23 protein-coding genes are annotated in these 19,641 nt (G+C 27.1%); 18 read left to right on the plus strand and 5 right to left on the minus strand.

The features are described 5' to 3' along the window. Positions 1–13 precede the first annotated feature (13 nt). The 3 genes from AMN70_RS04880 (at position 14) to AMN70_RS04890 (ending at position 2,469) form a co-directional block, all read left to right on the plus strand. On the plus strand, positions 14–733 hold the full coding sequence (locus AMN70_RS04880; RefSeq protein ID WP_075502338.1) for a uracil-DNA glycosylase: 720 nt from the start codon (positions 14–16) through the stop codon (positions 731–733). After that, positions 733–1,305, plus strand: coding sequence for a ribonuclease HII (locus AMN70_RS04885; protein WP_075502340.1), 573 nt, complete (start codon positions 733–735; stop codon positions 1,303–1,305). The genes AMN70_RS04880 and AMN70_RS04885 overlap by 1 nt, the downstream gene beginning before the upstream one ends. Before the next feature lie 93 nt (positions 1,306–1,398). Next, the gene (locus AMN70_RS04890) at positions 1,399–2,469 is read left to right on the plus strand and encodes a site-specific DNA-methyltransferase (RefSeq protein WP_075502342.1); all 1,071 of its coding nucleotides are present in this window, start codon (positions 1,399–1,401) and stop codon (positions 2,467–2,469) included. Here AMN70_RS04890 and AMN70_RS04895 read toward each other — a convergent pair. Then, entirely contained in the window at positions 2,466–3,608 is a 1,143-nt protein-coding gene (locus AMN70_RS04895) for an FAD-dependent monooxygenase (protein ID WP_075502344.1), read from the minus strand. The genes AMN70_RS04890 and AMN70_RS04895 overlap by 4 nt on opposite strands. Continuing rightward, positions 3,608–4,588: an A/G-specific adenine glycosylase gene (locus AMN70_RS04900; RefSeq protein WP_075502346.1), complete on the minus strand. Its 981-nt coding sequence runs from the start codon at positions 4,586–4,588 to the stop codon at positions 3,608–3,610. Before AMN70_RS04900 ends, AMN70_RS04895 begins: the two co-directional genes overlap by 1 nt. Here AMN70_RS04900 and AMN70_RS04905 point away from each other — a divergent pair, their 5' ends adjacent. Genes AMN70_RS04905 through rnhA form a run of 15 tightly spaced genes read left to right on the plus strand, consistent with a single transcriptional unit; the run spans position 4,589 to position 17,094 of the window. After that, positions 4,589–5,077, plus strand: coding sequence for a DciA family protein (locus tag AMN70_RS04905; RefSeq protein WP_075502348.1), 489 nt, complete (start codon positions 4,589–4,591; stop codon positions 5,075–5,077). Beyond that, complete coding sequence (locus AMN70_RS04910) at positions 5,074–5,661, plus strand: thioredoxin domain-containing protein (RefSeq protein WP_075502350.1); 588 nt, start codon at positions 5,074–5,076, stop codon at positions 5,659–5,661. The genes AMN70_RS04905 and AMN70_RS04910 overlap by 4 nt, the downstream gene beginning before the upstream one ends. Before the next feature lie 8 nt (positions 5,662–5,669). Then, on the plus strand, positions 5,670–8,066 hold the full coding sequence (locus AMN70_RS04915; RefSeq protein ID WP_075502352.1) for a chromosome segregation SMC family protein: 2,397 nt from the start codon (positions 5,670–5,672) through the stop codon (positions 8,064–8,066). A gap of 6 nt (positions 8,067–8,072) precedes the next feature. Continuing rightward, positions 8,073–8,348 (plus strand): AtpZ/AtpI family protein, encoded by a 276-nt coding sequence (locus AMN70_RS04920; protein ID WP_075502354.1) that lies wholly within the window; start codon positions 8,073–8,075, stop codon positions 8,346–8,348. A gap of 6 nt (positions 8,349–8,354) precedes the next feature. Beyond that, on the plus strand, positions 8,355–9,089 hold the full coding sequence (locus tag AMN70_RS04925; protein WP_075502356.1) for a F0F1 ATP synthase subunit A: 735 nt from the start codon (positions 8,355–8,357) through the stop codon (positions 9,087–9,089). An 18-nt stretch (positions 9,090–9,107) separates the two neighbouring features. Next, entirely contained in the window at positions 9,108–9,335 is a 228-nt protein-coding gene (locus tag AMN70_RS04930) for a F0F1 ATP synthase subunit C (RefSeq protein ID WP_006997791.1), read from the plus strand. A gap of 5 nt (positions 9,336–9,340) precedes the next feature. Continuing rightward, complete coding sequence (locus AMN70_RS04935) at positions 9,341–9,931, plus strand: F0F1 ATP synthase subunit B family protein (protein ID WP_075502358.1); 591 nt, start codon at positions 9,341–9,343, stop codon at positions 9,929–9,931. Beyond that, on the plus strand, positions 9,921–10,418 hold the full coding sequence (locus AMN70_RS04940; RefSeq protein WP_082255085.1) for a F0F1 ATP synthase subunit B family protein: 498 nt from the start codon (positions 9,921–9,923) through the stop codon (positions 10,416–10,418). The genes AMN70_RS04935 and AMN70_RS04940 overlap by 11 nt, the downstream gene beginning before the upstream one ends. Before the next feature lie 40 nt (positions 10,419–10,458). After that, positions 10,459–11,919: a phytoene desaturase family protein gene (crtI, locus tag AMN70_RS04945; RefSeq protein WP_075502363.1), complete on the plus strand. Its 1,461-nt coding sequence runs from the start codon at positions 10,459–10,461 to the stop codon at positions 11,917–11,919. Further along, positions 11,919–12,770, plus strand: a complete 852-nt coding sequence (locus tag AMN70_RS04950) for a phytoene/squalene synthase family protein (RefSeq protein ID WP_075502365.1) — start codon at positions 11,919–11,921, stop codon at positions 12,768–12,770. The genes crtI and AMN70_RS04950 overlap by 1 nt, the downstream gene beginning before the upstream one ends. Next, on the plus strand, positions 12,757–13,824 hold the full coding sequence (locus tag AMN70_RS04955) for a lycopene cyclase family protein (RefSeq protein WP_075502367.1): 1,068 nt from the start codon (positions 12,757–12,759) through the stop codon (positions 13,822–13,824). The genes AMN70_RS04950 and AMN70_RS04955 overlap by 14 nt, the downstream gene beginning before the upstream one ends. Positions 13,825–13,836: 12 nt before the next feature. Further along, entirely contained in the window at positions 13,837–14,772 is a 936-nt protein-coding gene (locus AMN70_RS04960) for a Brp/Blh family beta-carotene 15,15'-dioxygenase (protein WP_075502369.1), read from the plus strand. Further along, the gene (ispH, locus tag AMN70_RS04965) at positions 14,762–15,706 is read left to right on the plus strand and encodes a 4-hydroxy-3-methylbut-2-enyl diphosphate reductase (RefSeq protein ID WP_075502581.1); all 945 of its coding nucleotides are present in this window, start codon (positions 14,762–14,764) and stop codon (positions 15,704–15,706) included. Before AMN70_RS04960 ends, ispH begins: the two co-directional genes overlap by 11 nt. Continuing rightward, positions 15,707–16,672: a homoserine kinase gene (locus AMN70_RS04970; RefSeq protein ID WP_075502371.1), complete on the plus strand. Its 966-nt coding sequence runs from the start codon at positions 15,707–15,709 to the stop codon at positions 16,670–16,672. Continuing rightward, positions 16,672–17,094 (plus strand): ribonuclease HI, encoded by a 423-nt coding sequence (gene rnhA, locus AMN70_RS04975; protein ID WP_075502373.1) that lies wholly within the window; start codon positions 16,672–16,674, stop codon positions 17,092–17,094. Before AMN70_RS04970 ends, rnhA begins: the two co-directional genes overlap by 1 nt. 30 nt (positions 17,095–17,124) lie before the next feature. Here rnhA and AMN70_RS04980 read toward each other — a convergent pair whose 3' ends face one another. From AMN70_RS04980 to AMN70_RS04990, 3 genes are read right to left on the minus strand one after another with little or no spacing between them, the layout of a single operon-like run. Continuing rightward, positions 17,125–17,613 carry a peroxiredoxin family protein gene (locus AMN70_RS04980; protein WP_075502375.1) on the minus strand — a complete coding sequence of 163 codons (489 nt, stop codon included), beginning with the start codon at positions 17,611–17,613 and terminating at the stop codon, positions 17,125–17,127. Continuing rightward, a complete protein-coding gene (gene thrC, locus AMN70_RS04985) occupies positions 17,610–18,983 on the minus strand; it encodes a threonine synthase (protein ID WP_075502377.1) in 1,374 nt (457 codons plus the stop codon). The genes AMN70_RS04980 and thrC overlap by 4 nt, the downstream gene beginning before the upstream one ends. Beyond that, entirely contained in the window at positions 18,984–19,637 is a 654-nt protein-coding gene (locus tag AMN70_RS04990; RefSeq protein WP_075502379.1) for an SURF1 family protein, read from the minus strand. Between the last annotated feature and the right edge of the window lie 4 nt (positions 19,638–19,641).

Genomic DNA, 19,641 nt, shown 5'->3' on the forward strand with positions numbered 1-19,641 from the left:
AAAAATAAAATATATGACTAAAAAGTCCTCTAATCACAGTATGTCATACAAGGATGAATTAATAAATTCAATAGAACCAAATTTCGTTTTTAATAAAAAACCATTAAATAGATTTAAATTTGATGGTATAAAGAACGTTAATAATAATTTGGACAAGATTAATCTAATTGATGATCTAAAAAAACAAATAAATTCAATTGAAAATTGTAATTTAAAAAATAATTCTAAAAAGTTGATTTTAGGTGACGGAAATATTGATAGTCCAATTATGGTTATTGGAGAAGCCCCTGCGGAAGAGGAGGAAAAAACAGGTAAAACATTTCAAGGAGATTCGGGTGCTCTTCTTGAAAAAATGCTATCGGCAATTAATTTAAAAAAAAATTATATCTACTCTAGTTATGCAATTAATTTTAGACCTCCGGATGATAGAAAACCAACATCACAAGAAATAAAAAAGTATTCTATTTATTTAAAAGAACATATATCTATCATAGATCCGAAAGTAATAATTTTATTTGGAGGCACTGCAATGGAGTCTCTAAGTGGCAGGAGTGAAAGAGTTTCAAATGAGAGAGGTATATGGAAAGAAATTATCCTTAAAAATAAAACTTATCCATTCATAATTACATTTAGTCCATCTTACTTAATAAGATTTCCAGATAATAAAAAATATTCATGGGAAGATCTAAAGAAGATAAGGCAGAAAATAATAGATTTAAAACTTAATATTTAATGAAAATTATTGCTGGTGTTGATGAGGTAGGACGAGGCAGCTTAATTGGACCAGTTTTTGCAGCCGCAGTAATTTTAGATAAATCGATTGACCTAAAGGTTCTTAAAGACTCTAAAAGTATAAAAAAAAAAAGAAGAGAACTCCTGTCAAATTATATAAAAAAAAACTCTATTTGGGCTATTGGTAAAGCATCTAAAGAGGAAATTGAAAAAATTAACATTTTGCAAGCTAGTTTATTAGCGATGAAAAGAGCTATTAAAAAACTTAAAAAAAAACCATCTCATATACTTGTTGATGGGAATCGGCTTCCAAAGCTTAAAAACTACAAAATGAAGGCTGTTGTAAAAGGGGATAAAAAAATTCCCTCAATTTCTGCCGCTTCTATTTTAGCAAAAGTTTCTAGAGATAAATTCATAATTTCCTTAGCAAAAAAAAACATTGGCTATCACTGGGACAAAAATTTTGGATATGGAACACGACAACACTTAAAAGCTATAAAAAAGATTGGTTTAAATAAACATCATAGAAAAACCTTCTCGCCAGTGTCTAAAATTGTTAAACACAACATCTAGTTATTAATTCTATTAGAGACACAAATTAAATAGCATTTATTCAATCTGAAGTTGACCCTGGAATCCATTTAGAGTCTAATAATTTTTTTATAAATGAAATTAGATTTAAAAAATAAAATTATCAATGGAGATAGTCTTAAGGAATTAAAAAAAATTCCACGTGAAACTTTTGATTTGATTTTTGCAGATCCTCCGTACAACCTTCAATTAAAAAGTGAATTAACTAGACCAGATCAATCTAAAGTAAATGCGGTAACTGATAAATGGGATAGATTCAAAAACTTTAGAAAATATGATGAGTTTACTTATGAATGGTTGTCTGAATGCAAAAGAATTTTGAAAAAAGATGGAGCGATTTGGGTTATTGGAAGTTATCATAATATATTTAGAGTAGGTGCTGCTATTCAAAACTTAGGTTTTTGGATTTTAAATGATGTGATTTGGAATAAAAAAAATCCGATGCCAAACTTTAGAGGAACTCGTTTTACTAACGCACATGAAACTTTAATTTGGGCTTCAAAATCAGAAAAATCAAAATACACGTTCAATTATCAATCTTTAAAATGCTTGAATGATGATCTTCAAATGAGGTCTAATTGGGAATTGCCGATTTGTAGTGGTTCAGAAAGACTTAAAAGAAATGGCAAAAAAGTGCACTCTACTCAAAAACCAGAAGCTTTACTTCACAGAATTTTATTAGCTACTTCTAATAAAAATGATTTGATTTTAGATCCTTTTTTAGGATCAGGAACTACAGCTACAGTTGCTAAAAAATTGAGGAGAAATTATTACGGGATTGAAAAGGAAAAAAGCTATTTTAAAGCTGCTGAACAAAGATTAAAAAAAACAAAGCCGATTGAAGATGATTTTTTAGATACTCTGCCGAACGGGAGAGCTAAACCGAGAATACCCTTTGGTTCATTAGTTGAATTAGGAATTATTAAACCAGGAGCAACTATTTTCGACGATAAAAAGAAGTTTAGTGCAAAAATTATGGCTGATGGCAGTATTAAACATGCTCATACTGAAGGCTCAATTCACAAAGTAGCGGCTTCAATTTTAGGTGCAGATAGCTGTAATGGTTGGACTTACTGGCACTATAATTCCAATGGCACAGCAGTACCTATTGATCGATTAAGACAAAGATTAGTTAATAAAATTTAATTCTTATAGATTTTCCCTAGATAACTCTCAAGAAACTTTTTATTTTTTACTAATCTTTTTAAAAAGATATTTCTTAAATACTTTGATGCAGGATTAGATAAATGGAAAACAAACTGATTAAATTTTGATCTATAATTAACCATCTTCGTTTTATTAACTCTTTTCTTAAAAAAATCTCTTTCTGTATTATTTTCTATACTCTTAAACAATTCATAAGCACTTTCTATTGATTGAGATGCACCTTGAGCAAATGAAGGTGGAAACGCAAAAAAAGCATCACCTATTAAATGAATATTGTTATTATTTGTTTTGAAAAAATCATCACTTACAAAAACAGGAAATATTTTAAGCTCCTTAATTTCACCAATAAATTCACTAATTTCTTTTGGAACTTTCTCTAAAATCTTTTTGATAAAATTATCATCACTAAATAATTTGTAATTTGTTTGCTCCTCCTTAGAAAGGTTGTATTTCATTATTGCTATGAAATTTAAGTCTTTTTCTGAAGATACTGGATAAATTACATGATGAAAGTCGGAGCCTAAAAATAAAGAAATATTTTTATAATCTACATTCGAAGAATTAGAGATCATTCCTCTTATAGCCAAGGTATTATTATATCTTGGTTGAATTTTCGTATTTGAAATGAGGTTTTTACTTTTTGAAAAAACTCCATCTGAGATAATTAAATAATCGCATTCATAAGTTTGATTATTTGCAAAGGTAAGTCTTATTAATTGATTTTTTTGATCTATCTTTGAAATATCATGATCTGTTTTTATTTTTTCTCCTAAATCTTTTTTTAAAAAATTAATTAGTTCAGATCTTTTTAAGGTGGTATATTTGCAGTACTCATTGTTAAAGTCTGAAATATTTAAATGACATATTTTATTTGAAATGTTATTTGAGTAAAAATTTATTTTACCTGGATGATATTTTTTATTATTTTGAAATCTATTGAACTCAATTTTATTTAGAAGCTTTACACTATTAACTGATAATTGAATTCCATAACCTTCTTCTATATTGATTGTTTTATTTTTATCAAAAATTGTAATTTGATAATTAGGATTCTTTTTAAACAAATTCGCCATGAATAACCCAGAAATCCCAGCTCCAATAATAGCTATTTTACTCATCAATTTTTTTCTAAATATTGAACAATTTTTTTTGTGAATGAAGGAAGCATATAATTATCTAATTTTTTTTTATTAATCCAAAATGGCGACTGAAATTTTCCAGTGTCTTTTAAATATTGAATTTTTATATTCATATTCATATTTGATATTTTAAAATTTAAATTTTTACTAAAATTTTTCGGTTTAGAGAGTTCTTCCATAGGAAATATAATTAAATTTTTTAAAAAATTGAATTTTTTGTTTTTAACAAATAAATATCTTTGATTTTTTTTGTAAACTTTTAAAAGAAAGTACTTATCTTTATTTTTTTTAATATTTTTTGCTAAATCAAAATCTTTTTTTTTGTAAGATTTACAATTCATAAAGATTGGACATTTATTGCATATAGGGTTATTAGGTTTACAAATTAAAGCTCCTAATTCCATTAAAGCTTGAGCATAATCACTCGATCTTGATGAAATTCCAAAGATACTTTTTTTTTTGAGAAGATTATCTTTTTGAATTTCTTTATATTTTTTTAAATAAAGATATCTTTTTAAAATTCTTTCAATATTACCATCTAAAGGTATATAAGGCTTATTAAATGCAATTGCTAAAATTGCAGTTGCTGTATAATTTCCAATTCCTGGAAGAGAAATCAAATTTTCATAGTTATCTGGTAATTTACCTTTAAAATTTTCTATAACTACTTTAGCAGTTTTTTTTAGATTTTTTGCTCTAGAGTAATATCCAAGTCCTTCCCATAATTTTATCAATTTTTTATCAGAAGTTTTTGCAAGAGATTTGAGATTTGGAATTTTTTTTATAAATTGATTAAAATATGGAATAACTGTTACAACCTGTGTTTGCTGTAACATAAATTCACTTACTAATGTGTAATATTGTTTTTTTTCAAGAGAAACATTTTTACGCCAAGGTAAAGATCTTTTATTTAAATCATACCATTTAAGAATTTTTTTTGTTAATAATTGTTCCTTCATATGCAATATAAAAAAGATACTAAGCAGAGAAACGCTTCCTTTCAAGGTTTAAGATCCTTTAGAGATACTTTGCCAAAAAATATAAAAAAAATTATTAACAAAAAGGGTCATATTTATTCTGAAACATTAAATAATTGGAAATATATAGTAGGAGAAAAATTATTTAAGTTTTGTTACCCTAAATCTTTCAAAAATTCTAATCGATTTGGTTCTAGTACTTTAGTTATCATGGTTAAAAGAGGACATGAAGTTGATATGGAGTATTCAAAAAAAGAAATAATGGATAAGATGAATGGTTTTTTTGGTTATTCAGTTGTTGAGAAACTCAAATTTATTAGTTTTGATAATGATTTAAAAATTGAGTCTCACAAAATTGACACTAAAAAAAATGTGACAATAAATAAATATCAAAATCAAATTGACAGTGTTAAGAATGATAAAATTAAGAAATCGTTAATAGAACTTACAAAAGTATTTAAACAAAAATGAAAAAATTTATTTCAATATTTTTATTTATATTTTTACAAACATTAAATATTAACGCAAATGATTTTGAACAAATTAAAAGAATAACAGTTGGCCAAAAAAATGCAAAAATTACTATTCTTGCATATGAGTCGCTGACTTGTAGTCATTGTGCAGATTTTCATATTAATGTTTTCCCTGAATTAAAAAGAGACTACATAGATACAGGCATTGTAAAGATAGAGTTTAGGCATTTTCCACTGGATATAGCAGCATTTAATGCTTCCAAAATATCTCAATGTAAGAATGATGGTGACTCAAAAGTTTTAAATAGTTTATATTTAAATCAATCTAAATGGGTTAAAGGTCAAACTATAGAAGATATTAATCAAAATTTAAAAAAATTTTTAGTTTCTGAAGCAATTGATTTGGATTTTAACAAATGTACAACTAACAAAAATATTGAAGATTTTATTCTCAACGATCGAATCGAAGGAGTGAAAAAATATAAAGTAAATGCTACTCCTACGATAATAATAAATGACAAAAAGTTCGAAAAAACTCTCAATTATAAAAATTTAAAAAAATCTTTAGAAAAACTGATATAAGTTAACTTATGGAGTTTATAAAAATCCAGCTAAATGGATTTAAATCTTTTGCCGATAAAGCCAATTTCTTGATTGAGAAAGGTTTAACAGGAATAGTTGGACCTAATGGATGTGGAAAATCTAACATTGTCGAGTCTCTAAGATGGGTAATGGGTGAAACTTCTGCGAAAAGTATGAGGGGTTCAGGTATGGAAGATGTAATATTTTCTGGAACTTCTAATAAAGCTTCAAAAAATATTGCTGAAGTTTCTATAACGGTCAATAACCAAAATAATGAGGGACCTATTCAATATCGTGAATTAAATGAAATTGAAGTTAGAAGAAAGATAGAGAAAGATAAAGGGTCAAAATTTTATATTAATAATAAAGAAGTAAGAGCAAGAGATGCTCAAATGTTTTTTGCTGATTTGTCAACAGGTGCTCACTCTCCCTCGATAATTAGTCAAGGGCGTATTGGTGCCTTAGTTACAGCAAAACCTACTGATAGACGAGCGATTTTAGAAGAAGCTGCAGGAATTTCAGGTTTGCACGTTAGAAGACATGAAGCAGAATTAAGATTAAGTGCTGCAGAAAATAATCTTAAACGAGCTGATGAATTAAGAAGACAACAAGAAAGACAATTAGCCAACCTTCAAAAACAAGCAGAAGAAGCCACAAAATATAAGAATATATCTGATGAAATAAAAAGAATTGAGGCAGGACTTTATTATTTAAAACTTTTAGAAATTGACAAAGAAATAAGAGTAGAAAATGAAATAAACACTGAGGCTCAAGGAGAAGTTAGTGGATATAATGATAAGATTTTAGAATTTGAAAAAACGATTAGACTTGAGACAGAAAAAATTAGACCATTAAGAGAAAAAAATATTGAAAATTTATCAAAAATCCAAAGACTAAACTTAGAACTTCAAAATCTCGATGAAGAAAATACTAGGACTCAAGAGGAAATTGAAAATATAAAAAAATCTCTACAAACGTTCGATGATGACATTTCAAGGGAAAAAGGAATTATTATCGATGCCAACTCAAATGAAAAAAGACTAAAAGAAGAAAAAAATGAGTTAATTGAAATAGATTCAAAATATTATGAAACTGAAAAACAATCCAATGAAGATTTGGATTTATCCAAAAATAAACTAAGAGATGAGATCAACAATATCAAAAACCTAATTTCTTCTTCACAAAACGATGAAGCATTAAAGGTGTTAAATGATTTTGAAAATAGTATAGAAAAGTATGCTGACAGTTACAGTAAAAACAAAAATATTAAAAAAGAGTCCGTTAAAAGAAACGAAAGAATAAATATTATAGATAAAGAAATTGAAAGTTGGAAAAATTTACTCTCAAATTCTGAAAAAATGGTGAAAGAATTATCAGAGAGAAAAAATAAATTAAATTTACAACTAGAAAAATTAGATAATCAACCTAAAATTCAAGCTGAGAAAAAAGGAAAAATTACTGAAAATCTAAGGATATCAGATGAAGAAAAAACTGATAACGAAAAAATAATAAGTGAGACTGACAAAAAAATAGAAAGTTTAAGGAATCAACTTAACGAGGTTCAAGAACAATCAATTCAAATAAGAGAGAGAAAAGCTAGCTCCGGAGCAACTATAGAAGGCCTTAAAAAAAGAAAAAATGATTTAATAGACAGAATAAATTCTGAATTAAATTTGACAGAGGAAAATATTTTAGAAAATTCAAACTTAAATGGTTTGGAAGATTTACCAAATCACGTTGATCAAGAAGACCTTTTAGACAAAAAAAAACAAGCGAGAGAGAAACTTGGGTCTGTAAATTTAAAAGCTGATGAAGAAACAACTAAGTACGAAGAGGAAATCAGTAAAATGGAAAAAGATCGAGCAGACTTGGTAACAGCTATAATTAAACTCAAAGATAGCATTAATGAGTTAAATCAAAAAGGTAGAGAACGATTGATAGAAGCTTTTGATAAGGTTAATAGAAAATTTAATGAAGTTTATACAAAACTATTTAATGGTGGAAACGCTAAGTTAGAACTGGTTGACTCAGATGATCCGCTTGAGGCTGGATTGGAAATGTTGGTAAGCCCACCAGGAAAACGGCTACAATCAATCACTTTATTATCAGGAGGTGAACAAGCTCTAACAGCACTATCATTAATTTTTGCAGTTTTTTTAACAAACCCTTCTCCTATTTGTGTTTTAGATGAAGTCGATGCACCTTTAGACGACGCGAACGTCACAAGATTTTGCAATTTACTAGATGAGCTTACCAAAATTACAGAGACAAAATTTATAATCGTGACCCATCATGCATTGACAATGTCTAAAATGGATAGACTTTATGGCGTCACAATGCCTGAAAAAGGAATTAGCCAGCTTGTAGCTGTTGATCTGCAAAAAGCTGAAAGTATGGTTGCTTAAACTAAAATGTCTAAAGACCAATTCAAAACTCGCTTGCAGATTGCAAAAAACAAGCTTTTAAGGAAAAACTTAGAGGGTAAAAACCAAAATACTTCAAATATCGGTTCTGCTTTTAAGCTTAGCACAGAATTAGTTGCTGCTGTAGTTGTGGGGACAATTATTGGGTTTATTTTAGACAAGACCTTTGGTACTAAACCATGGTTAATTATTATATTTTTTTTTGTTGGTGTAATCGCGGGAATAATTAATGTGATTAGATCTGCAAAAAATATGCAAAAGTAAATTTTTATGGCAGCAAATCCAATGACACAATTCGAAGTTTATCGAATTGGTCCTGAAATTAAAGTAGGTGCATTTGATATTTCATTTACGAATGCAAGTCTATTTATGGTAGTAAGTTCACTGGCTATCTTAATAATCTTTAACTTAGGTTCAAAAAAAAATTCTCTTTTACCCAATAAACTGCAATTATTGGCTGAGTTAAGTTATACCTTCATTTCAAAAATGATCGGGGATACTGCGGGGACAAAAGCAAGACCTTATTTTGCTTTTATATTTTCATTATTTATGTTCGTTTTATTTTGTAATATGTTTGGCATGATACCTTACACTTTTACAGTAACTAGTCATATAATTGTGACTTTTATGTTAGCGGTATTTATTTTTGTGGGAGTTACAATAATTGGGTTTGTAAAGCATGGGTTTGGATATCTAAAACTATTTGTGCCAAGTGGTGTACCAGCAGTTTTGCTTCCATTAATCGTAATTATTGAAATTATTTCTTATTTAAGTAGACCAGTAAGTCTATCCGTAAGATTATTTGCTAATATGATGGCTGGTCACACTATGATGAAAGTTTTTGGAGGCTTTGTTATTAGTCTTGGAGTAGTTGGTGGATGGCTTCCACTAAGTTTTTCGGTTGCTTTAACTGGTTTGGAGATCTTAGTTGCTTTTCTTCAAGCATATGTTTTTGCAATCTTAACCTGCATCTATTTAAATGATGCATTAAATTTACACCATTAATTAATAAAGGAGGACATAATGGAATTAGAAGCAGCAAAAATGATTGGAGCAGGCTTAGCAGCAATAGCTCTAGCAGGTGCCGGAGTAGGTATCGGAATAATTTTTGGTAATTATTTATCAGGTGCGATGAGAAATCCATCTGCAGCACAAAAACAGTTTCCGAATTTACTTTTAGGGTTCGCTTTAGCAGAAGCTACCGGTTTATTTGGGTTGGTAGTGGCGCTAATCATTCTTTTTGCGTTTTAAATTGAATGATTAAAAAAAAATTTTTTCAGATAGTATTTTTTAACTTTCTGTTTATAGAGAAAGTTTTTGCTGGAGAGAGCGGAGGTATGCCTCAATTAAATCCTGAGTTTTGGGCTTCTCAGATATTTTGGTTAACAATAACTTTTGGAATTTTATATGTAGTTTTATCAAAACTTATTCTTCCAAAGATTAGTGCAAATCTTGAGTCTAGAAAATCACAAATTTCAGATAATATTGAGGCTGCAGATAGACAAAGAAATGAAAGTGAAGAAAAACTTAAAGAGTATGAGGATATTATTTTGAAAAGTAAAGCTGAAGCAAAAAATATTTTTAATGAAGCAAGGGAAAAAGCATTAAAGGATATTAATTCAAAAAATGAAATTTTAGATAAACAAATAAATGAAGAAATTAAAAAAGCTGAGGATGAAATTAATGAACTTAAAAAAGGAGCCCCTGTAAAAATTAACAAAATTGCGATTGAGATGTCATCAGAAATTATCAAAAAATTAATCGGGGCTGATGTAAATAATAGTAGCATTTCTGCAATAGTTGATGACTTATTCAAAAAAGATGGAGAGAAATATTATGGCAATTGATGCAACGTTTTGGGTAGCCGTTTCATTTATTATTTTTTTCGGTGGCTTAATCTATTTAAGAGTACCACAAAAAATAAATGATGTTCTAAATAAAATTATACTTGATATAAAAAATGAAATTGATGAAAGTGAAAAGCTTAGAACTGAAGCAAAAACTTTATTGTATAATGCTCAAAAAAAACTTGATACAGCAAAAAAAGTCAAAAATGAAATTCTTGATCAGGCAAAAATAGATAGTGATAAATTAATTATTGAGCTAAATGATAAGTTTCATAAATCATCAGATTTAAAAAAAAATTTAACAGAAAATAAAATTAATCAAATGAAAGATAATGCGATTAAAGAAATAAAGGATGCTTCGATAAAGATTGCCGCAGAGTCTGTAAAAAAGGTCATCACTACTTCTATCGATAAATCTAAACTTGATGCCTTGTTTCAAAAAAATTTAGATGAAACTAAAGAAGAGTTAAAAAAAATTAATTCATAATATTCTTACAATTTTTTGTAAAAAACTATAAATTATCTCTATGAATTCTATTGTGATAGGATCTGGTTTTGGAGGTATAGCTGCAGCACTTCGTCTTAAAGCTAAAGGTCATAAAGTAACACTAATTGAAAAACATCAGGATCTTGGTGGCAGAGCAAGAGTTTTCAAAAAAAATGGATTTATCTTTGATGGAGGACCTACAGTAATTACTGCACCATATTTGATTAACGAATTATTTGAATTATTTAAAAAGAGTCCTGAAGATTATATTCAATTATCTCCACTTAAAATTTGGTATCAGTTTGTTTTCGAGGATAAATCCAGATTTAATTATTCTGGAGATGAATTTGAAATGAAAAAGCAAATAGAAAAAATAAATAAAGACGATGTTAAAGGTTATGAAAAACTTTTAAATTTTACTAAAAAAATTTTTGACAAAGGATTTATTGAACTTGCTGATGTGCCGTTTAATAAACCTTTGGTAATGGTCCAGCAGTTACCTGCATTGCTAAAACTAAAAAGTTATAAATCTGTTTATTCTTTAGTTTCGTCTTTTGTAAAAAATGAAAAATTAAGAAGAATGTTAAGTATGCATCCTTTGCTTGTTGGAGGAAATCCTTTCACAACAACTTCTATTTACGGATTAATCCTATACTTAGAAAAAAAATGGGGAATACATTATTCTATGGGTGGAACGGGAAATATAATTAAAGCTTTTGAAAAATTGATGAATGAAGTTGGAATTGAGATAATTAAAGGACGTGAAGTGACTAAAATAATTTCAATAGAAAATAAAATTACAGGCGTCCAATTAGACAATCAAACTAAAATAAATACCAATAATATTATTTGTAATGCTGATCCACCTGCTGTTTATGAAAAAATGTTAAATGGAAAATCAAAAAGCTCATTTTTATTTAAATGGAAAAAAAATAGAATGGAATATTCAATGGGATTATTTGTTTATTATTTTGGAACTAAAAAGACCTACAGTGATATAGAACATCATACAATAAAATTTGGTAATAAATATAAAGAACATCTTGATGATATATTTAATAATAAAAAATTAAATAATGATATAAGTTATTATCTTCATAGACCATCTGCAACTGATCAAACTATGGCACCAAAAGGTCAAGACTGTTTTTATGTTTTAGTTCCCGTACCAAATAATCAATCAAAAATTAATTGGTCAATTGAAGGAGAGAAAATGAAGAATTTAGTAATTGATAAAATGCAAAATGATTTAATGCCTAATCTAAGAGAAAATATAGTTGAAGATTTTTATTTAACTCCAGATTATTTTGAAAAAGATTTAAATACTAAGTATGGATCAGGTTTTTCAATCCAACCAAAATTTTCACAATCAGCTTATTTTAGATTTCATAACAAATCAGAAATATATGATGGACTTTATTTTGTAGGTGCAGGTACTCACCCTGGAGCCGGCGTTCCAGGTGTGCTTTCATCAGCAAAAGTATTAGATAAAATTTTATAATGTCTAATAAAAGTTTTTTATCTGTTTACGCTAAATCTTTTAATTGGGCAGGTTTCTTTTTACCTAAAGAAACTTACAAAAAATGTTCAGCTTTATATGACTTTTGCAGAGTTGTAGATAACATTGCTGATGATGACGAATATATAGAAATAAAATTGAAAAAATTTAAAGAACTTGAAAATGATTTTAATCAAAAAAAATTTGATAATGTCATTATAAAGAATATATGGAGTCTTATTGATGAATTTAATATTTCTCTTAATATTATAAATGATTTATTTGATGGAATTAAATCTGACATCAGAGAAAATGTAAAATTAAATTCAAAAAAAGATCTACTGGTATATTCATACAGAGTTGCCGGCACTGTCGGTTTAATGATGGCAAAAATTTTGAAAGTACGTAAAAAAAGTTCTCTTCTTTCAGCTATTGACCTTGGTATAGCAATGCAGCTGACAAATATATCAAGAGATGTAGTTGAAGATTATAACAATAATAGATCGTATATTGAAAAAAATTTTGATGAAGTTGTATCAACTATCAAATTAGCTGATGATTTTTATAAAAACTCCTTTTATTCAATTAAAGAAATTCCTTTAAATTTGAGATTCAGCATTTTAGTTGCAAGAAGAGTTTATAGAAAAATAGGATATAAAATAATTAGTAAAAAAAACTTCGAAAATTATGAAAAATCTGGGAAAATATATGTATCAACTCTAGAAAAAACTATAGAAACTTTTCTTTCATTATTTGATTTAATTAAATTATCTTTGATTAACAAAAATGATGAAAAAATAGAACATAATCATTCTTTAATTAACGAGGAAATAAATTTAGATGAAAGAATTTGATTATATTATCATAGGCGGTGGATGTGCAGGGCTTTCCTTAGCATATGAATTGGAGGTTCATAATAAATTAAATAATAAAACTTTAGCAATTATTGAACCAAGGCTAGAATATAAGAAAGACAAAACATGGTCTTTTTGGAAAGTAACTTCTCATAATTTTGATGATTGTGTTAAGAAAAGTTGGAAAAATTTTTCAATTAATATTCCGGGAAAGATTAATCATTTAGAATGTAATAATTATCCCTATCAAAGTATCGATAGCGGTTTATTTTATGAAAAAATAAATATTAGATTAAAAAAAAATAAAAATATATTTTTTTTTAAAAACTTAGACGACATTGATAAAAAAAATTCTTTTATCTTTAATAGTGTTCCGGAAATAAAAAAAAATCATCTCAATCTTTGGCAACATTTTTGTGGGATAGAAATTGAAACAGAAAAAAATTACTTTGATGATAGTATTTTTAATTTAATGGATTTTGATTGTGAGCAAAGAGAAAGTGTTCATTTTTTTTATACTCTTCCTTATTCAAAAAATAAAGCTTTAGTAGAAACTACTTGGTTATCAAGAATGAACGATAATTCTCAAAAAGACTATGATAATCAATTAAAAAATTATTTAGAAAATCATTTAAATTTAAAAGATTATAAAATTTCTTATAAGGAAGAAGGTGCTATTCCTTTATTTTACCCAGCTAATAAGGAAATAAAGAGTCAAATTAATATTGGTACAGCTGGAGGAATGACTCGGTTAAGTACGGGATATACTTTTTTAAACATTCAAGAACACAGCAAATATATCAGAAAAAATATTGAAAACATTTCTAATGTTAAAAAATATGAAATTCATAAAAAATATCAATTTTTAGACGAGATATTTTTGAGAGTTCTTGATAAGCATCCAGAAAAAATGTCTAATATATTTTTCGATATGTTTAGGGCTTCACCTAAGACTGTTATAAAATTTTTATCTAATAAAAGTAATTTTTTTGAAGATTTATCTATAATATTTAAAATGCCAAAATTAATGTTTATAAAAGCATTATTTTACTAAATAAAAACATAAATGAATAATCAAATTAAAAGAATTAATACAAATCACTCTTTCATTTTTTTTTTATTTTGTAATATTTTTTCTTTAATAACTTTTAATGGTAATTATTTTTTCTTTTCTCCACTAATTTGTCTATTCTTAATTTTAAGTATTGGTGTATCTCATGGTTCTCTAGATAATTTTAAAGGAAAAAAACTTTTTCAAGTTCTTGGAATCAAAAATTTTTATATGTTTTATTTTTCTTATATTGCTATATCTTTAACTATAATAGTTTTGTGGATTTTAATTCCTACAATTTCTTTGGTAATCTTTTTAATCATAGCTTCATATCATTTTGGAAAGGAAGATACTCAATTTTTGATTAATGAAAATTCATACTTTAATCAATTCTTATTTTTTCTAAAAGGATGCTTGGTAATTTTAGCTCCTTTATATTTCCACTTTGATGAAACGATTTTCTTATTTAAATTATTGCTTATCGAAAATGAGATTTTCTATGAATTTTTAAATTTAGTTGAAAAAAATAAAATTGTACTTTTTGGGATTATTTTAAGCACTTTATCCAGTATTTTATTATTTATTAAAAACTTTGAATTTAAAAAAATGACAATCTTTCTAGACTATTTTTCAATCTTAATAGTAAATTACTATTTCTCACCTTTAGCTGCATTTACAATTTATTTTTGTTTTTTACACTCTATAAGACATAGTATTTCTTTAATTTCAGAACTTGATCAGAATAACTTAAAAAATGGATTAAAATTATTCATTAAAAAAGCTCTACCATTAACAATACTAACCGCTACCTTTTGTTTAATCGGCCTTTATATACTTAATAATTCATACAATTTTGATAACTCCGTTGTCAAAGTAATATTTATAGGTTTGGCGTCTTTAACCTTTCCACATATATTGCTCGAATATTTAATTGAAAAAAATGAAAAATAAAGAGTTAAAAATATTATTATCTGCTCCTAGAGGCTTTTGTGCTGGTGTTGAAAGAGCAATAGAAATTGTTGAAAAATCAATTGAGAAATATGGTGCTCCAGTTTATGTTCGCCATGAAATTGTTCATAATAAATTTGTAGTTGATGATTTGAGAAACAAAGGAGCAATCTTTGTTGAAGAATTAGAGGAAATAAAAGATAAATCAAGACCAGTAATTTTTTCAGCGCATGGAGTTCCTAAAAAAATACCTGAAGATGCTAAAAATTATAAAATGACTTATGTTGATGCAACATGCCCGTTAGTATCCAAAGTACACAGAGAAGCTGAAAACCTTTACAAAGCTGGGTATCATTTAATTTTAATAGGCCATCAAAATCATCCTGAGGTAATTGGAACAATGGGTCAATTGCCAAAAGGTTCGATTGATCTAATTCAAAACGAAGATGAAGCCAAACAATACAATTTTGAAAAAGATAAAAAGATTGCTTTCGTGACTCAAACTACTTTGTCTGTAGATGATACAAAAGATATTATTCAAGTCTTAAAAAAAAGACATCCAGAAATAAGAGGGCCTTCTAAAAAGGATATATGCTATGCAACAACTAATAGACAAATGGCCGTTAAAAATATTGCAAAAAAATGTGATTTATTTTTTGTTATTGGTAGTAGAAATTCATCTAATTCTGTTAGATTAGTTGAAGTTGCAAAAAAATCAGGTTGTGAAAATTCATTACTAATTCATTCTCAAAGTGAAATTCCTTATGACTTGATCGAAAAGTCAAATATTATCGGTATATCATCTGGGGCTTCAGCACCTGAGATTTTAGTTGATAATTTCATCAACGAATTAAAACATAGATTTATAGTGTCTATAGATGAAGTAGAAATAATTAAAGAAAATGTAGTGTTCAAAGTTCCAAAAAAACTAAATTAAATGGCTGTTTATACAAAGATAAATAAGAAGGATATCACGTATATTAGTAAAAAATTTAAAAATCAAAAATTTTTAAGTTTTAAAGGCATAAAACAAGGAATTGAAAATACTAATTATTTATTAAAATCTAATACTGATAAATTTATATTAACTATTTTCGAAAAAAGAGTTCTAAAAAAGGAAATACCCTTTTTTATGAAATTAATGGATCAATTAAACGATCTAAAGATTAGATGCCCCAAACCACTTAAAAATCATGACGGTAAATATCTATTTAAATTGAAGAATAAGGTTGCTTGTGTAGTTTCATTTCTTGATGGGAAAGATAAAAAAAACCTTAACTTAAAAAATTGTTATGATATTGGAAAAACGATTGCTCAAATGCATTCTTCTTCAAAAAAGATTAAATTATTTAGAAAAAACTCTATGAATATAAATAATTTAAGTCCATTACTAAAAAGTATAAAGTTTAAATCAAAAAAATTTATAAATTTGGAAAAATTTCTCAAAAACAATTTTAGAGAAATTAAAAAGGGATGGCCAAAAAAGTTACCAAATGGAATAATACATGGTGATCTTTTTATAGATAATATATTTTTTAAAAAAAATAAGATCTCAGGAATCATAGATTTTTATTTTGCTGCAAACGATTATTTTATGTATGAAATAGCAATATGTATTAACGCACTGTGTTTTGATAAAAGAAATTCACATTTTAAATTAAATAAAAAAAAGGTAAAAAATTTAATTAGAGGATATGAAAGTGTTAAAAAAATCTCAGAAATTGAAAAAAGATCATTAAATATTTTATGTCGAGCTGCTGCAATGAGATATCTGCTCACTAGACTTTACGATTACACAAATACTCCAAAAACCGCTTTGATAAAGATTAAAGATCCAAGAGAATATTATCAAAAACTAACAATTCATAATAATTTAAAAAAATATAAAGACTATTTAATTTAATGATTAAAATTTATACTGACGGTTCATGTATTGGAAATCCGGGTAAAGGTGGTTGGGCAGCAATTATATTAAATGATGGAAAAAAAACTGAAATAAAAGGAAGTGAAAAAGATACAACAAATAATCAAATGGAATTATTAGCGCCTATTAAAGCTCTTAAAGAAATTCCAAAAGGTAGCAAAGTTAAAATTTTTACAGACTCTAAATATGTAAAGTCCGGAATAACAGAATGGATACATAATTGGAAAAAAAATGGTTGGAAAACTGCAAACAAAAAAGAAGTAAGCAATAAAGCACTTTGGGCAGAACTAGATCTACTAAATAATGAGTTTGAAATAAGTTGGAACTGGGTAAAAGCCCATTCAACTGATGAATTAAATAATGAAGTAGATTTACTCGCTAAAGATGCTGCCAATTTATAGTTGGGGCACCTGGCAACAGAACTGCCCTACCTAGATTAGATTATTTAATAAGTTCTCTGCTGAAGTTAAACCACATTCTTTAGTTTCTTTTTCAACATGAATATTAATAATTGTGAAATTTTCAATCACCATTAAATAACGATTTGATCTAATCCCCATTCCTTTTGCATTACGATCAACTTCTGCTCCGATTGCTTTAGTAAATAACAAATATGGATCAGATAACATTTTAATTTTATCTCCAGTATTATTAATCTCTCCCCAGCCATTCATCACATAAGGATCATTTACTGATAAACAAAATATATTTTCTATTCCTTTTGCTTTGATTTTATCTGCATTTGCTACAAAACCTGGTAAATGAAGTTTGGAGCAAGTTGATGTAAATGCCCCAGGTAAACCAAACAAAACAATTTTACTATTTCCTATAATTTCTCTTAATGTATTTTTTTGTGGTTCTCCATCAATGAGTTGGAAAATCTCTGTATTTGGTATTTGATCTTTTATTTTAAGTTTCATATCGAATTCATTACATATTTTTTAACTTTTTCAATATCATTTGACAGAAGTTCAAATTTTTCTTTTCTATCATTAACATATTTAAGACTTTCTGGTAAATTTTCAGTTTTTGAAATTGCATCTTCTATTGCTTTTGGAAATTTACATGGATGTGCAGTTGACAATACAACACAATTTTTTTCCAATCCTAATTTTCGCACAGCACCAATACCCACTGCAGTATGAGGATCAACTACTATTTGATGTTCTTCATTAATTGTTTTTATCATTTCAACAGTTTCCTTTTCATCAAGCATTTCAGATATAAAATTTTTTTTAATTTTATCTAAGTCATTTTTATCAATTTTATAAGTATTATTCTTTATTTCAGACATTACATGTTTTGTAACTTCTGAGTTACAATCTTTTACGTCGTATAAAAGCCTCTCGAAATTACTTGCTATTTGTATATCCATACTTGGAGTATTTGTTTCCTCAACTTTCTTTTGACTATAATCGCCACCAGATATAGCTCTGTGCAGTATGTCATTTTTATTTGTAGCTACGATTAGTTTATCAATTGGAAGACCTAGTTTTTTTGCTAAGTAGCCAGCGTAAATATCACCAAAGTTTCCTGTTGGAACAGAAAAGGATAAAGGTTGACCGTTTCCAACTTTAAAGTAAGCGTAAAAATAATACACCGATTGAGCAACTATTCTTGCCCAATTAATTGAATTTACACCTGACATATTTATTGCTTTGGAAAATTTTTCGTCATTAAACATTGCTTTTACTAAATTTTGGCAATCATCAAAATTACCCTCCACCGCAATATTAAACACATTACTCTCCTCATGTATTGTCATTAGTCTTCTTTGCACTGGTGAAATTTTATTGTTGGGGTGTAAGACAAAAACATTTAAATTATTTTTTCCCTTTAAAGCGTCTATGGCAGCTGCACCAGTATCGCCTGAAGTTGCAACAATTATATTAATTTTTTTTTGATCATGGCCTAAATGATATTGGTAAAAATTACCTATTAGTTGCATTGCGATATCCTTAAAAGCAAGTGTGGGTCCATGAAATAGTTCTAATATTTTTAAATCTCCTATGTCTGAAATTTTCACAACATCCTTAGATCTGAAGTTTGAATATGATTTTGAAATAATAGAGATTAAGTCATCCTTAGACATGAAATCTCCTATGAATGGATAAATTATTTCAGCCGCTAGATCATTATAACTAAAGTTTTTTAGATTATCTAATTCCTCTTCTTTAAATGGTTTAATTGATTTAGGTACAAATAGTCCCCCATCATCTGCCAAACCTTTGAGGAAAACATCTTTAAATGTAAAGTTTTTCTGATTGTTTCTTGTGCTAATATAATTCATTTAATAATTTTTTTTTCTAAAATATAGATATAGCAAAAGAATTGAAATCGCTAATGAAAACCATGTCATTGCATATTTTTTATGATTGTTAGAAATATTAGCTGTAATTTTTTTTGGTCTAGGAAACTGATAATTTCCGTCTAAATATATTATATACTTAGAAAATTTTTTACCAGTAAATTTTGAAATATCTTCTCTATTCAAACTAAACCAGTAATTTTCTTTAATATCATTATCCGGTTTAAATATATTTTTTCTTCCCTGAGTTATAAGAATTCCTACTACATTATTTTGATCAAATATATTTATCTCTGGTGTATCTTTTTTTTCAAATGGTATCCATCCTCTATTAAGTAAATAATTTTCACCATCAATTAAAATCGGATTTAAAACTTCAAACCCTGGTGTTCCAGAGTCATTCAAATTATATAAATAAATTTGTTTCTCGAAATCAACATTACCTGATGTTTTGATTTTAAGATAATTTTTTTTATTTGATTGTGTAAGTTCGACAGGAGGATTCTTTAATGAATTTTCAATTTCTAAAATGAGATTATTTTTCCAATTCAAACGAATTATCTGCCAAGTGCCTAAAGCAATAAAAACAAGTATAAAAAATATTATAAAAACTGAAAATAAAAATTTATGTTTCAAGATT

This window comes from Candidatus Pelagibacter communis, assembly GCF_001179925.1.
Taxonomy (GTDB): domain Bacteria; phylum Pseudomonadota; class Alphaproteobacteria; order Pelagibacterales; family Pelagibacteraceae; genus Pelagibacter; species Pelagibacter ubique_E.

What these genes read in the sequence shown, in the direction of transcription:
- AMN70_RS04880 (WP_075502338.1), top strand. Translation starts at nt 14, where the DNA reads ATGACTAAAAAGTCCTCTAATCACAGTATGTCATACAAGGATGAATTA.
- AMN70_RS04885 (WP_075502340.1), top strand. Translation starts at nt 733, where the DNA reads ATGAAAATTATTGCTGGTGTTGATGAGGTAGGACGAGGCAGCTTAATT.
- AMN70_RS04890 (WP_075502342.1), top strand. Translation starts at nt 1,399, where the DNA reads ATGAAATTAGATTTAAAAAATAAAATTATCAATGGAGATAGTCTTAAG.
- AMN70_RS04895 (WP_075502344.1), bottom strand. Translation starts at nt 3,608, where the DNA reads ATGAGTAAAATAGCTATTATTGGAGCTGGGATTTCTGGGTTATTCATG.
- AMN70_RS04900 (WP_075502346.1), bottom strand. Translation starts at nt 4,588, where the DNA reads ATGAAGGAACAATTATTAACAAAAAAAATTCTTAAATGGTATGATTTA.
- AMN70_RS04905 (WP_075502348.1), top strand. Translation starts at nt 4,589, where the DNA reads ATGCAATATAAAAAAGATACTAAGCAGAGAAACGCTTCCTTTCAAGGT.
- AMN70_RS04910 (WP_075502350.1), top strand. Translation starts at nt 5,074, where the DNA reads ATGAAAAAATTTATTTCAATATTTTTATTTATATTTTTACAAACATTA.
- AMN70_RS04915 (WP_075502352.1), top strand. Translation starts at nt 5,670, where the DNA reads ATGGAGTTTATAAAAATCCAGCTAAATGGATTTAAATCTTTTGCCGAT.
- AMN70_RS04920 (WP_075502354.1), top strand. Translation starts at nt 8,073, where the DNA reads ATGTCTAAAGACCAATTCAAAACTCGCTTGCAGATTGCAAAAAACAAG.
- AMN70_RS04925 (WP_075502356.1), top strand. Translation starts at nt 8,355, where the DNA reads ATGGCAGCAAATCCAATGACACAATTCGAAGTTTATCGAATTGGTCCT.
- AMN70_RS04930 (WP_006997791.1), top strand. Translation starts at nt 9,108, where the DNA reads ATGGAATTAGAAGCAGCAAAAATGATTGGAGCAGGCTTAGCAGCAATA.
- AMN70_RS04935 (WP_075502358.1), top strand. Translation starts at nt 9,341, where the DNA reads ATGATTAAAAAAAAATTTTTTCAGATAGTATTTTTTAACTTTCTGTTT.
- AMN70_RS04940 (WP_082255085.1), top strand. Translation starts at nt 9,921, where the DNA reads ATGGCAATTGATGCAACGTTTTGGGTAGCCGTTTCATTTATTATTTTT.
- crtI (WP_075502363.1), top strand. Translation starts at nt 10,459, where the DNA reads ATGAATTCTATTGTGATAGGATCTGGTTTTGGAGGTATAGCTGCAGCA.
- AMN70_RS04950 (WP_075502365.1), top strand. Translation starts at nt 11,919, where the DNA reads ATGTCTAATAAAAGTTTTTTATCTGTTTACGCTAAATCTTTTAATTGG.
- AMN70_RS04955 (WP_075502367.1), top strand. Translation starts at nt 12,757, where the DNA reads ATGAAAGAATTTGATTATATTATCATAGGCGGTGGATGTGCAGGGCTT.
- AMN70_RS04960 (WP_075502369.1), top strand. Translation starts at nt 13,837, where the DNA reads ATGAATAATCAAATTAAAAGAATTAATACAAATCACTCTTTCATTTTT.
- ispH (WP_075502581.1), top strand. Translation starts at nt 14,762, where the DNA reads ATGAAAAATAAAGAGTTAAAAATATTATTATCTGCTCCTAGAGGCTTT.
- AMN70_RS04970 (WP_075502371.1), top strand. Translation starts at nt 15,707, where the DNA reads ATGGCTGTTTATACAAAGATAAATAAGAAGGATATCACGTATATTAGT.
- rnhA (WP_075502373.1), top strand. Translation starts at nt 16,672, where the DNA reads ATGATTAAAATTTATACTGACGGTTCATGTATTGGAAATCCGGGTAAA.
- AMN70_RS04980 (WP_075502375.1), bottom strand. Translation starts at nt 17,613, where the DNA reads ATGAAACTTAAAATAAAAGATCAAATACCAAATACAGAGATTTTCCAA.
- thrC (WP_075502377.1), bottom strand. Translation starts at nt 18,983, where the DNA reads ATGAATTATATTAGCACAAGAAACAATCAGAAAAACTTTACATTTAAA.